We start from the raw sequence: 14,090 nt of genomic DNA, 5'->3' as shown, positions 1-14,090 counted from the left end.
ATTTAGTCAACATGTTTCCCATTGGGGTTATAATGCACTCATAAGAAGCTGTTGTTGCCTCTCGGGCACAATCTAGTGTAATGGAAGTTGAATCGCCGAAAACCGTAAGGCCGCTAGATCGATCACCAATCGGCAGCTGTCGGCGTCGATAAAGGGAGTGAGTGCAGAAGTGGAAGCGGTAGCGAACCAAAAATCGGACTTGATGGTGGCAGGCGTCGGCAACCGGATCCGCGGCTGGCGTCGGCAACGCGGTCTGACCTTAGATGCCCTCGCGGAAACTACTGGGATCAGCAAAAGCTATCTTTCGAAGCTTGAATCCGGAAAGAAGGCGCCTTCGATCGCAACAGTGATGAAACTATCAGAGGCGCTCGGGGTTTCGGTCGGGGCGATATTCGGGGAACAGAACCAGGAAACCGATATCCATGTCGTTCGCAGTGATCAGCACGACAAGTTGCTTCATGGGACCGAGATAGGCGCCACCTATATCCCCCTTTCCCAAAGCACCGCGTTTCAGAATTTGGAGTCGTTCCTTTATTTTCCTCCCGACGAGTACGCTGACGACAACAGAGGCGAACACTCCGGCGAGGAAATGATCTATGTGATCGATGGAAACATAGAGGTTCAGTTCAACGACAGGACGGTGGAACTATTCCAAGGCGATTACTTGCAGTTCCACGGATATAATTCGCATCAAATCCGAAAGATCAGTTCGGATGCGAGGCTGTTGATCATAATAAACAGGACCTGACGCCAACCGAAAGTCGCGTTCGCGAAGGATTCTCAAACGCTTTTCTCACCTGCCCCGCCGAGCCAGCACTCGGACCGATGTCGAACAGGTGCCACTTGATACATTATGCGATCCTAAACGCACAAAACCGGAACATATGTGGACGGCTACTTCGCGGCCACCGTGAAATCCCTTCCTATAGAATAGGCCTCTCGAAATGCTGTCTTGAGCGGCAGAACTGGACGCCGCAACCCAAGCGCTTTGCCCCGCCCTTGCGTTGGCGACCTGTAGCTCGATCTACGCGTTCAGAACTTGTTTTATGTGTTCGGAGTCTTCGCTGAAGGTTCGGTCCGAATGGAACGTCCAGAGAGGAAATGACCCGCTTGGGAGGCTAGGCCCCAAAAGGCCTTGTCCTTCACTTACGGTCGCGTCCCCACAAGTGGTGTAGCTGGGCGGTAGCGAAGCCGCTCGCGAGCGCGCCCTCGACAGCGCCGTAGCGAGCGAGCGGCGTAGCGGTGGTCATCGAAGTTCCCCGGTAGGGTCGGGTTGCTGACACCAACCTGATTCGAAGGAACCATCGATGACCGACGACATGATGAACCTGCGCGCGCTCGTGGAGAAGACCCCGGATTGCGATCTCCTGCGCGAGATGATCGGCTTCGCCGCCGAGCGCCTGATGGAGCTTGAGGTGGGGGCCGCCACCGGCGCCGCCTTTGGCGAGAAGACCCCGCTGCGGCTGGCCCAGCGCAACGGCTACCGCGAGCGCGACTGGGAGACGCGAGCCGGCACGGTCGAGCTGCGCATTCCGAAGCTTAAGGAAAGGCTCCTACTTCCCCTCGTTCCTGGAGCCGCGGCGCATGGCCGAGAAGGCGCTGACGGCGGTCATCCAGGAAGCCTACGTGCAGGGCATCTCGACCCGCTCGGTCGACGACCTGGTTAAGGCGATGGGCCGGACGAATGCTACGCATTCGCCTTGACATGAGCGGTATTTCGAAGAGCCAGGTCAGCCGTCTGTGCGAGGAGATCGACGGCAAGGTCAAAGCGTTCCTCGAAAGGCCGATCGAAGGCGACTGGCCGTATCTGTGGATCGATGCCACTTACCTGAAGGTCCGCCGCGGCGGTCGCATCGTCTCGGTCGCCGTGATCATCGCCGTCGGCGTCAACTCAGACGGCCGGCGCGAGGTGCTGGGCATGGAGATCGGCACCTCCGAGGCCGAGCCGATCTGGACCGAGTTCCTGCGCAAGCTGACCCGGCGCGGACTGCGCGGCGTCAAGCTCGTCGTCTCCGATGCGCACGAAGGCCTCAAGGCGGCCGTCACCAAGGTTCTCAGCGCGACATGGCAACGTTGCCGGGTTCATTTCATGCGCAATGTGCTGGCGCATGCCGGCAAGAGCGGCCGCCGTGTCGTGTCCGCCTTCATCGCTACCGCCTTCGCCCAGGAGACGTCGCAAGCCGCGAGCACACAATGGCGCGCCGTCGCCGACCAGATCCGGCCGAAGGTGCCCAAGCTCGCCGCCATCATGGATGACGCCGAGCCCGACGTGCTGGCCTACATGACCTTCCCCAGGGAGCATCGCGCCAAGCTGCACTCGACAAATCCGATCGAGCGGCTCAACGGTGAGATCAAGCGGCGCACCGAGGTCGTCGGCATCTTCCCCAATGATGACGCCATTGTCCGTCTTGTCGGCGCGCTCCTGCTCGAACAGAACGATGAATGGGCCGTCCAGCGCGCCAGATACATGACTCTGGAAACCATCAGCCAGATGAGCGATGATCCGCTCATCAGCCTGCCAGCCGTGGCGCGCTGATCATCCCGGTCCATGCCGGAGAGCACGGCGACCAATGCCGTCTGCTACACCACCTCACGGGACGCGATCTCACTTACGCCCATAAATTGCGCTCCCACACGTTTCAATATTGCCATAGCACAATCTACAGTGCATAAATTAGGAAGAGATAAATTTCATAATCAAGTCATTGACGACGGGTCGCCCTATCCGAGGCATGAACCGGACACATGACTACTCGTTCGTCAGAACTCCTGTGACCACTTTGCCGTCTATGTTGACTGAAATCTTGCCGCCCACCCCCGCAGATTCCACCGCTGCACTCGTTTCGACTTGTTTGCAGATTTTCTGAACAAGCTGATCGGCAGCTGGGGCGCCGGGGACATTTAAGAGGGCAAGGATCGAGGTAGCCGTCGGTGCAAAACTGCAAACTCTGCGAGTACCATCGATAACTGCATCCACATCGCTTCCGGATTGATTAGATGTAGCGCATCCTACAAATGCAACCAGAGTACAAACTACTGATATATTTGCATACACACCGCTTCGCATGGAAACACTCCCGTAAAATCATACTAGCATGCTAATAGATGCATAAAATGTCAACAACAATATCCAGGAGAATATATTTATCGAAGCTTCATTATACACTCTGCAGTTATAGTATTTGTATATCTTGCCTAATCTAAGTTGATTTAGGCAAATAAGTTAGCTTGCGTCTTTCATTATAAGTTTTGTTGGACATAATTTCACTCAAACATTTGTCTCATAAAAATTAGATATGGAATTTTCAACTAGAATTGGTTTATGCTACATAAGCTCAATCGAATTAATACATGTTTCGAGAGGGGATCCCATGGTCACTTCGTACAGAACTGGCTTGCATCGGTCAGGTCGATATCTCGCCTGTACTATGGCCGCGCTTGTCGGATTGTTACTGTCGCGAGAAGTAGCTCCAGCGGCGGGTACACTGATCACATTCGAAGACATTCGGAAGATTTCACCCGGAGCAAAGAAGGAATTTATCGAGGCGATTATAGCCGCCGAGCCGGAACTTAAGGATGCTGGCATCATCACCCGTTTGCGTATGGCGCACTTCCTCACTCAGATAATGACTGAGACAGGCGGGCTCAAACGCATTGACGAGAACATGAACTACAGCGCCAAGACTCTCCTACGCGTTTTCAGTCGGAAAACCATCTCGGAGGCGAAAGCACACGAGATTGCTGGCAACCCTCAGGCGATCGCCAACTGGGTCTATGGAGCGCGCCTCGGCAACCTTGGGCGCAACACTGACGACGGATGGAACTATCGCGGCTCGGGTTTCATGCAGTTGACCGGCCGCACGAACTTCCGGATGCGGGGCCGGGACATCGGTCTAGCGTTGGAAGACTCGCCGGAACTGGCTCGAAGAGCGCGGGAAGGTCTGAGTGTCGCAATCGCTTATTGGAAAGCTCGGAATATCAACGTAGCCGCCGACAATAATGATAAGAAGCGAGTCAGAATCCTCGTTAATGGCCCTGCGGCGCACGGATATGAACAGTCAACGATTTTTTTTGACCAAGCCTGGTCGCGTGTTTTCAAGGCGAAGGCGGGAACGGGGTTTGAGGCAGGAGAGGAGCTCGCCAACAATGAGCTCCTTGATGAAGCGGCAGCCTTCGATGAAATCATGACTGAGAGCGGCCTCCTTTCTGATGGGTTTGAAACTGACAGTGACCCAGCAGCGAAGAGAACGGCGGCGTTAAAGTTATTCCAAAATGAGCTTGGACTGCCGGAAACTGGTGAGCTCGACGAGGCTACAAAAGAGGAGTTGCTCGACCCGCGTGAATGGCGCTATGCCGATGAGGGTGGCGCGATGCCATCGCGGCCTGAGGGCGACCTTGACCAGACCGTCGCATTCAAGCTCGAAACACCGGGTAGCGTGGAGTCTGGCGTAGCGGTTGAACCGTCGGAGGGAAACGGCACCACAATCGCAGACCCCAACATGACACAAGAGGACGCCCTGGCGATCGAACAGGCGCGCGGGATTTATCCGGATTACGAGATGGGTCGCATAGGCGCCGATCCAAATCTGTTCGTTCCTTACTCGGTTATCGGCGAGGACACACGCGCTGCAGTGCTGGACACAACTCCCTTCCCGAGCCGGGCCATTGTCCAGATTCTGTTCGAGACAAGGGCACGTGAGCAGCACGTCTGTACGGGCACCCTTGTATCCCCAAACACTGTACTTACTGCGGCCCACTGCATCCACAGTGGAACTAGGATTGGCGAACCTTATAAGAACTTCCGAGTCATTCCCGGCCGCAACCTCGGCGCTGCGCCATTCGGCCGCTGCCTCGGTGTCGGCGCATCGGTATTAGCGGGTTGGACGGCGTCAGCGACAACCGACGAAAGCCGATACTACGACCTTGGTGCGATCAAGCTGAACTGCAGCATTGGGGACACCACCGGCTGGCTCGGCGTTCGTACCATCGGCGATGATGAGGTGATCGAGACTGTCGTGCAAGGCTACGCAGCCGACCGTGCCCCAACTGGACGGCAATGGGTGAGCGAAGACAAATTGAGAACTCTGTGGGAACTCAAGGGCTTCTACCAGAACGACACATTCGGCGGCACGAGTGGAGCGCCGGTGTTCGCTAAGGACTCCAGAGATACGCTGATAGGGGTGCATACCAATGGCGTCCACGGCACTCAGGAACCGTGGAAGTCGAACAACGCCTTCACGCGCATCACTCCGGAGCGGCTGGCGCTTATCCAACAGTGGATCTCCAACTGATCGGGAGGGAAGCCATGAAATCGATCTTTCCAAGTTTGGTTCTCGCCAACGCAGTTGCTTTGAGTTGCATGTCGGGGGCGCACGCCGCTACAGCCGAAGCCACAACGGTGTATATTGAATGCAAGACGGCCACCGGAACGTTAAAAGGGTCCGGCGTAGTTGTAAGCGCTGAAGGACATGTACTGACCGCTCGCCATGTACTTGGCCTAAAGCCCGATGATCCGGTACCCAGCAACATTGAATGCGCCGGTTCAATCGGCGTCGCCGACCCGAAGGCCACGCGGGCGATGATCCCCCAACCGATCGAAGTGTCGGTCGATGCCGCGCTTCTACAATTCCAGGACACGAAAGAGTACGAGTTCATTCGTGTCTGCAAGTTTGAGAACTGGATGATACGACGCAAGATTTTCGTTGCCGGGTTTCCCGGCAAGACGGAGACAGGCGTCCCATCATTCCGCGAGGGAGTCCTGTCGACCACGAAAAGAAACGCAAAGGGCGTGCTTGAGACCGACGGTCAGACTATCGCTGGGATGAGTGGAGGTCCCGCGTTTTCGAACAATCTCAAGGGTCTCGTGGGCATTGTGATTGGCGCACAGTTTTCGTTGCAAGGCACCGTGAACTACTTTGGAATCTTGCCAATCGAACAGCGTTATATCGAAGAATTTCAACTCAAGGTTAGTGATGAGCCTTGTTACCACCGTGAGCGTGAAGTCCGTGACCTCCCGACCTGGAGTACGGGAATGGGGCCTGTTAAGCTTGGCGTTGGGGTTAACGAAGGCACATGCTTTCTCGGTAGGGTCTGGGGGATGTTCAACGATTCCCAAGATGAGGTAGGCGTCGACATTCAGGACGACGAATACGTGCTCAAGGGCGACGACCGTTCCGGCGGCAGCATCGGTGCGTCTGCGCGGTGCATCTGGTATGACTAGGCTCCGCGCTTCCGAAGCCCCTTCTACTCGAGTGGTCAAGGCGGAGCGTTCTGCTGGTTCTCAGAACTCGCGGACCAAGGTGCTTTCCGTATTGCTGTTTTTGGCTGCACCGCTTCTGCCGGTATGGGCACAGGACTTTCCCGATGACGTTGGCGTCTTCAACGAAGAAGGTGTTGCCGATTGGGCAAAGACTGCGTTTTTTCACGTATCGGTGAACGGCAAGCTGGATAAGATTCCGTCGGAGGACGCGACTCGCCAAGGCAAGGCCTTTGCAATAGCTCCCAATCTGCTCGTGACGTCGCAGCACATAGTGGGCGACCCGGGGGAGTGGCTACGCAAGACAAACAAAACGGATCATATCGATCTGGCAGTTGAGCGTGCGGCCCGCCCGCTCGTCCGCCAAGTACAGATCACTAGGGCTGAAGGAACAGGCTCTGACAGTGATTTCGCAAATCCGATGATATTACCAGTGTCACCCTATCCGATCGACACGGCAGCGATCTCCTTTTCAAGCTTACGTTTGAAACGCTACTTCCAGTTGAGCATGTGCGGAATTCAAGAGGGGCAGAACTACACCGCACTTATGACCAATAGTCAAAAGCCCGCCGACCCTCGATCGATCGATAGTCAAGAGCCCGTCCAACTCATAGCCGTCGGCACCGATCCAAAGAACTACGAATCGCTCTACATATTTGACCTCAAGCCCGGCAGCCTCCTGGAGGGAGAGCTCGAAGGGCATGATGGCTCGCCGATCTTTGACAGCGAGGACAATGTCGTGGCCGTCGTTTCCGCGGTCATCGTAATCTCGGGGGGAAAGCACAGAATACTAGCAACGCCGATACAGCCAATTTTTCCCGGCGCTTCGACGCTTGCGGCGCTGGGGCCAGACATCGCGGGACACTTCGACACGAACATGAAATGTTCGCTTTTTGACACAGTAAAGCGCATTAAGAACGAAGTTTCAGCTCATGCCATTTGGACTGTTGAGGTTGAACCGCCTGACGTTGGCGACACTTTTGCCAAGATCCGCCTAAGCTACGAGAACGTAGAGGAAACCCCAAACATTGAGTCAGTAGAAGTCACTTATTATTTTTGGGGCAAAGACCAAGATGGACAAGAAAATATCGAAAAGATTCGCGACTATGACGATCCTCACAAGAACAAGATCGTTTTATACCCAAATCTTGACGACAGCAGACCACGAGAATTCTTAACTGATGAAATTATACGCATCGGAAAACAACTTGTTATGCCTCATGTAAAGACGGCACGGCCTGAGGGATTTATTCAGCACGTCGAACTCAAGATCATTCCCACCCTTTCAAAGCAGAGCGGCGGACGCATCCTCGACAAGAGGCCGATCGTACGAGACTTTCCATGGAGCCTGACCGAGCGCAGGGCTTTGGCTGCGTCAAAATGAAGGACCAGACCATGTTCCATATTTCCACCCGCCATCGGAAAGTGCTCATGGGTTTTCCGCGGCGGGCTTTCCTGGTCCTGACTTTCGTTATTTGGGTCGAGCCACCCGTGTTGGGCCGCGCGGAAGCCGAGGAAGCCACCGTCGCATCTGTTACACCAATCACCAGACAGGTATTGCAGTTGAACCGGCCGGTCGGACGCATTTTCGCCGGCACATCGGAAGCCCTGTTGGCGTTTGACTACGAGCTGAGTGAATTCCAACTGATTGACGCCGCAACCGGCGCGATAGCGGACACGCAAAAAACAGAGGGCGCTCCGCTAAATCTAACAACTTACTACGTCGGTCAAAATAAATGGGAATTTCTATACACTCAGAAAAATGATGATCCTAGCAGGAAACGTTTCTCACTAGGAATCCTTATGTCAAAAAAGCGAAACTATTTTACAAGTATAAATGTGCTTGATAATATACCTGATACTTTTTTATCTCCATCTGCTAAATATATATTCGGAATATCTAAGGGTGGAATGGATATAATTACATGGGACAGATCATTCGTGACCAACAATAGAGTCTATAACATCGGAGGCCTGAGAGACAGAATAGACAAATTTGCAAAACTTTATCCGTATGATTTGATCGTCTTCCGTGATAGCAATTACATGCTAGCCATCACGCCTCACGAACATATGGCATCGTTACTCAACGTTCGGGATGGGTACCCAGAAGATACTGTATACGTCGAAGAACTTTCCGTCGGTGATCCGGCTCACTACTCCAGCTTCTCGCCAGATATGGCCCTTGGTGGAGCAGGAACGGTAGTCATTGCCAATGGCGAAGCCGAAGTCTTGACGGTAATGTCGGTGATACCCGGAAACATTCCACAGATTGACAGGCCACTACAGATCAGCTTGAGGAGCTTGAGTGCACTCACGACTGGCAACCGTAAGGTTCTTGTAGCAGCTAACCATAGCCTTTCTGTGATACTTGTTGGGACCGTCGGAAGCAATGAACTCGCTGTATTTCGCAAGGTCGGCGGGGCGTTGGAAGAACTCAAACCCGTAGAACTCAACTTTCCCATCATTGACATCGCTGTGCTACCCCGGTCGCTGCGCTCGAGCGATAACGAAATTTTTGTATTCTTGGGTGATGACAAGCGTACGTTGCAGATTGAACCCGACATTGCCGCACTCATTGAGCCCCGGCCTATAGAAGCCCATGATCCCGCCGAACAGGCCTTTCCTAGCAACCAAGTCGACCGTGATTCGGTGGCCCGGCTGCAACGGGCGCTAACCACACTAGGGTTTTCGGTGGGTGTTATCGACGGCATGCCCGGTCGAGTAACCACAGCAGCCGTTCGCGCATTCCAGTTCAAAGGTGGCCTCAAAGTCACCGGGGTGCTTGATCAAGAAACGCGGGAGGCGCTCAATAATGCCGTTAGCCAACTGACACCCGCCGACCGCTCCTACGTCTTATCACCATGAGAACAGTCAAAGTGTTTCAGGGCGGAAAACATTTATTGATCGAAACGGGTGACTGAGAACTGCAACATTGACCACTCATGTACCGCCCTAGTCGTGTCGATCTCTACCTCAAGCCAGTAGAACTACCGCGTGGTAAGAAACCGACGGCGAACTATCACCCAAAGAAATTTGCCGGCGGGCCAGGTTCGGAATTAACTCCAGCATAACCCTGGGAGGAGTTACCGATGAGAGCATATAGTGTAATTCGCGGAATAATAGGGCTTATCTGTGGCGCGATTCTCGCCCAAACTTCCGTGCGCGCACAATCTGAAGAAGACCTTAGGTCGATAACCAGGATTGAAGTTGTCAATATTGGCACGGGTTCCATTTCTGGTTACGGAACCGGTGTAGCTCTGGGCCGAGACGGAGAGATTTTGACGAGCCGCGACATTGTTGCGGACGCAAATGATACAAAACTGACGTATGCCATCTTCAATGGACTTAGATATCGAGTCCAGCTAAGCCGCTGCCATAGCGGCTCGGTCGACGCGTGCATCATTAAGATCCTAGACGCATCATTTGCAGGTATTGGCGTGGGGCATTTTGCGAAGTTGGGATGCAGGAGACTCAACCTCTTCGAGCCGATACAAGCTGCAGGATTCCCAATTGATCCGTCGGCCGGCCTTTTTCGAGTGAGAGGCGAGGTTCCAACGGATAGAACAGATGCTGGTTCCCTATATCCCACGACAGCTACCGTCGTGCAGGGTATGAGTGGAGGCCCGGTGTTCGACAAGTCTGGTCGAGTTGTTGGTATTGTCAAACTAAACCCGGGCGCGCCTGTAAACGGCGTCGAACGCTTGGTGTTCACACCGCTATTTCGCTTTAAGACCCTTCTGGACGACACCCCATACAGCTGCGACGACAGTTATGACCCCAATGTCCAGGTACAATCTGACGTAGTTAAAGCCCAACTTACTCGAACCTTTACAATCTGCGAAGGAGAATATGAGCGCAGGTGCGCGCCCTACGAGTACGACATTTTCGTGCAATGCTACACGCTCGATAGAAAGGTCGCCGAGATCTGCAAGGACAGGAATAGCGAGCGCGTTTCATTGCGCCCAAGCGAGGGAGGTAACCGGTGCGGATATGGCTGGTATAAGATTAGTTGCTAAACGGCCTCCCTGTGATGTAGCAAACCCGACCACTTCCACCGTGAAATGTGGCCGTTGCTGGAAGCACAAATGCATCGGCGCGATGCACTCGGTCCGACTAAGAGCGATGCTGCGGCCACTCGGCAGAATAGCAGGCACAACAGCTCAGAAGTGCCGCGGGACGATAGCTCTTCTGATTGTCCTGATGCAGGTGACGTCACCTCTTGCACAGGAATCCACACCCGCTTGGCATTCTCCCGATTGGGTGACCGCCAAGGCTAGGGCTGCCTATTTCCACGTTTCTGTCAAAGGAATATTGGCAGATGGGAAGGCAGAGCAACGTGAAGGAAAAGCGTTCGCAGTTGGACCAAACCTGCTCGTCACTTCGCAACACCTAGTCGGAGGGGCCAGCGATTGGGCCCCAGCAACGGGCTTTGCGAAAGAAGTCTCACGAGCACTGCGCGCTGTGCAAAGAAGTATTACTCTTCAGCGTGCCGGGGGGGCGCCAACCAAGATTGAAAATCCAAATGTCCTTGCTGATATCGATCTTACTGGCGATGCCGCCGGTATTTCGATTCATACCCTTACTCTAGACTCCCGTTTTCGCCTAAGCATGTGCGATATAGTAGCAGGGCGCAAATATGCGTCCATCATGACATCGGCCGAAACCCCATCTGATCCAACCTCGATCGAACAAGCCCTTTTGGTCGAACTAAACGCGGTCGGTTATCAACCAGCCAAGTATGGCCCACTCTACGTTTTCGATTTACTGGATAATCCGCGTTTTAATGGTGAACCGGACGGACATGACGGTTCACCTATTCTTGACGAGGACGGCAGCGTTGTCGCTGTTGTTTCGGCAGTCACTGCAGAGGCGGGTGGCAACGGCTACAAAATTCTAGCGACCCCTGTTCAGCCGCAATTTCCGAGCGCAGCCGCTCTTTTGGCCCGCGCGCCAGATGTCACCGCTGGTGCCGACGGTGGGCTTAAATGCTCTCTGTCTGAGACTGTAAAAAGAATCAACGACCAAGTCTCTGCGCACGCGGTTTGGACCCTCCGGGTTGACCGGGAGGCGGATGGTCGCCCCAATGACGAGATCTTCATTCGTTATGAGAGTGTTGCTGACGAACCCAACATCGACACGATCAAAGTCGGCTTCGATTTTTACGGGAAACAGAGAAAGGAAGCGCCAATCCGGAGATTGACGTACCCAGATACAACTATCAACGAAATCGCGCTTACCAGGTCTGAACCATTTTCCAATCGTGAATTCCCGACATCAGAGCTTGTTTTAGAAGGCAAACGCCAAGTCGAGACTTTGCTGAACGAGAAGAAGGAAGGTGGCTACGTCGATTACGTCGAGGTACGGATATACGAGACCCACTTGATCGACGGCCGCACGCTAACGAAAGAAACCGTGTTGGATTTCAAATGGAAGCAGCCCTAAGATGAGCGACAACAACATTTTCCATACTTTCCCTTGCGGAAAGGTTTTTTTTGTTGCTTTGTCGGTATTTTCGATAGCAACGCAAGTATTCTCGCAGGAATACCTAAATGCTCTTGCGTCAACCCGATTCCGCTTGAGCGCTCCAGTGGATCGGATTCTGCCAGGGCCAAATAATGGAGTTTTGGTTATCGACAGAAAGAACACAATTTCATTAGTCGATGTCGAGACGGGTCTTACCCGAGCAAGCACCTCTTTCCCGTCCGCTCCGTTATCACTAACTCCATTTCGCGACAGTCACGGATTTTGGCATCTAGCTGCGCTTTCGCGCGCTTCCGAAGCACCAAGCCGATTTCGCCTCGATACGCTTGATATAAATGAAGGCTTCCACACACAAACGTCTTACGAAGATGCCGCTCCTCTTGGATCCCAGGATCCGAGGGCACGTCCGATTTTTGGCGATAATCTTGGGGGCGCGACCGTTGTCTGGGACCATGCACCTCAAAGCGGGCTTACCTATCGGGTGACAAAACGGAATGGCGTCACGGACATAATCGCGAAGCAATACCCATATGAGCTGCTGAACGTTTCGTCCGATCAGTACATGCTTGCCCTGCATCCGAGCGAAAATGGGGTGTCCCTGTTGAACCTAGAGGGCGGCTATCCAGAAGATCAAGTGTACCTCGAAGGTTTATCCTTTTCGGATCCGGCGCATTTGGCTGTCTTCGTGCCGGACGACGCTTCAGGCGGAACAGGCGAGGTCGTGATTGCGAACAGTGATACACAGCTGCTCACCGTACTTTCAGTTGAGACACACCGCCTACCACGTATTGCTTCACCCATCCAAATAGCGATCAAGGACATGCATGGAGGCGCTTCCGACGATGGCCAACTTTTAGTTGCCGCAGATCGCGATCTCACGGTTATCGCGGTAGGTGTGCGCGGTAGCAATCGATTGAGAGTCTTTCGTCGGATCCGCTCCAGCGGTTCAGACCTCCTTAATGAGCGGAAAATCGGTGGTGGCCTTGAGGAAACTACACCTATCATTCTTGAGCGACCCATCCGCGACATGACCGTAACCAACAGTCAACGTCCGTTAAGCTCGGGAGCTTTCGTTTTTCTGACCTATGATGGGGGTTCGCTAACAGTAGTACCTGACCTAAGTAAGCTTCGAACACGCACAGAATCGGATCGAGAACCTCCTAGGAAGGAAATCTCAAGCAACGGCTCGGCACCTGCCGACATTTCAAGGCTGCAACGGGTTCTTGCGGCGCTTGGTTATTCGGTTGGAGCAGTGGACGGTAATTTCGGACCGACTACTGCGGCGGCAGTTCGCGCATTCCAAATTGACAATAATATCGAGGCCTCGGCCACGATCGATGAAAAGACGGCCGAAGCCTTGAACGTCCGTGTGTCGAGAATCGCGAAACAGGGGGCCGCTCCAGCGTTAGAGATTGAGGCCTATCGTTCGTTCTTATCATCCAAGGTCCCGGGCATGAACGCCGACCGACTTGTCACTTTAGGTGTTTCACACGGGAATCCCGACAGCCCTTGCTTTGGGCAGAACTCGCTGCCACCCCGCGATGTTTGGGAAAATTCAGTGGGTTTCGCCCGCGTACTAAGATATTTGGAGCAAGAGAAAGGTTTCAGGATCAATATCGTATCCGGCTATCGAAGCCTAACCTACGGCCGATGCTCCTCGGGCGGTGATGTCGGCGCAAATCATGTGAAATTTCAAGGTTTCGACATTCGTGTGGCAGACACCAAAGATCTGGATGATGGTGCTCGCCGGCTACTCAAAACTCTTCGAGAGATGCGTTCAGCAGGAGTTTTCAGCGGCGGCGTTGGTATGTCCGGCAGATCGGTTCATGTTGACACACGCGGAACGAACGTCGATTGCGGGCCCTGCTAGAGATGGCTACTAAAGAGGCTCGAGGTCATACAGAGCGACGCGGTTTCGGCGCCCAGAGTTTTGCTGTCTTGGCCACAGAACCTTCTGGCATTTTGCCCGTGCCGGATTGCGTAAATCCCATGTGGCGCATCACTTCCGCAACTATCGCCCCAGCACTCGCGGTACCCAGATCATGCGGGTGGTAACGCTCTCCCAAGGCTTCTCGGATCATTGGCTCTACGCCAGCGAGCGCCGGCAACCCTTGTTCGACTGCTTCGCGAAGTCGTATTTGCCCGGCCGGAGACCAAATAATCTCTTCCATCGCGAGATATACTGGATCGTTGAGCGTCATGCCTCCAGAACGAAGAGGCAAGCCAGAACCGTCTAGAAGGTCCATAATGGCTTGACCGCCATCATCTCGCTTCCTTTTCGCGTTCTCGTAGAGTTGTGCGCGCCGCTCAGGACTCATCGCTTGCAGCGTTTTAAGATCGATTGCCATGC

At 53.9% G+C, this 14,090-nt stretch carries 9 protein-coding genes and 1 pseudogene; 9 read left to right on the top strand and 1 reads right to left on the bottom strand.

Annotated elements, in window-relative coordinates; translation table 11 throughout:
* Positions 1-157: 157 nt before the first annotated feature.
* From ASE60_RS04670 to ASE60_RS33430, 9 genes and pseudogenes are all read left to right on the top strand, one after another.
* On the top strand, positions 158-748 hold the full coding sequence (locus ASE60_RS04670; RefSeq protein WP_156414580.1) for a helix-turn-helix transcriptional regulator: 591 nt from the start codon (positions 158-160) through the stop codon (positions 746-748).
* Between the two features lie 559 nt (positions 749-1,307).
* Positions 1,308-2,536 (top strand): annotated as a pseudogene (locus tag ASE60_RS04665) (IS256 family transposase).
* 892 nt (positions 2,537-3,428) lie between these two features.
* On the top strand, positions 3,429-5,291 hold the full coding sequence (locus ASE60_RS04660; RefSeq protein ID WP_244495537.1) for a trypsin-like serine protease: 1,863 nt from the start codon (positions 3,429-3,431) through the stop codon (positions 5,289-5,291).
* Positions 5,292-5,305: 14 nt separating this feature from the next.
* Entirely contained in the window at positions 5,306-6,220 is a 915-nt protein-coding gene (locus ASE60_RS04655; RefSeq protein ID WP_057248573.1) for a serine protease, read from the top strand.
* Entirely contained in the window at positions 6,213-7,640 is a 1,428-nt protein-coding gene (locus ASE60_RS04650; RefSeq protein WP_057248572.1) for a hypothetical protein, read from the top strand. Before ASE60_RS04655 ends, ASE60_RS04650 begins: the two co-directional genes overlap by 8 nt.
* Positions 7,637-9,124 (top strand): peptidoglycan-binding domain-containing protein, encoded by a 1,488-nt coding sequence (locus ASE60_RS04645; RefSeq protein ID WP_162261277.1) that lies wholly within the window; start codon positions 7,637-7,639, stop codon positions 9,122-9,124. The genes ASE60_RS04650 and ASE60_RS04645 overlap by 4 nt, the downstream gene beginning before the upstream one ends.
* Positions 9,125-9,348: 224 nt before the next feature.
* Positions 9,349-10,275, top strand: coding sequence for a serine protease (locus ASE60_RS04640; RefSeq protein WP_057248570.1), 927 nt, complete (start codon positions 9,349-9,351; stop codon positions 10,273-10,275).
* Positions 10,276-10,459: 184 nt separating this feature from the next.
* Positions 10,460-11,701, top strand: a complete 1,242-nt coding sequence (locus ASE60_RS34410; protein ID WP_156414579.1) for a hypothetical protein — start codon at positions 10,460-10,462, stop codon at positions 11,699-11,701.
* A gap of 1 nt (position 11,702) precedes the next feature.
* The gene (locus tag ASE60_RS33430) at positions 11,703-13,610 is read left to right on the top strand and encodes a M15 family metallopeptidase (RefSeq protein WP_082615734.1); all 1,908 of its coding nucleotides are present in this window, start codon (positions 11,703-11,705) and stop codon (positions 13,608-13,610) included.
* A 25-nt stretch (positions 13,611-13,635) separates the two neighbouring features.
* On the opposite strand, the gene ASE60_RS04630 is transcribed toward ASE60_RS33430, so the two are convergent.
* Positions 13,636-14,088: a hypothetical protein gene (locus ASE60_RS04630; protein WP_057248568.1), complete on the bottom strand. Its 453-nt coding sequence runs from the start codon at positions 14,086-14,088 to the stop codon at positions 13,636-13,638.
* Positions 14,089-14,090: the final 2 nt, after the last annotated feature.

Origin of the sequence: Ensifer sp. Root278 (genome assembly GCF_001429285.1) — a bacterium.
GTDB lineage: Bacteria > Pseudomonadota > Alphaproteobacteria > Rhizobiales > Rhizobiaceae > Ensifer.
This window is presented reverse-complemented; position numbering and strand designations above follow the sequence as displayed.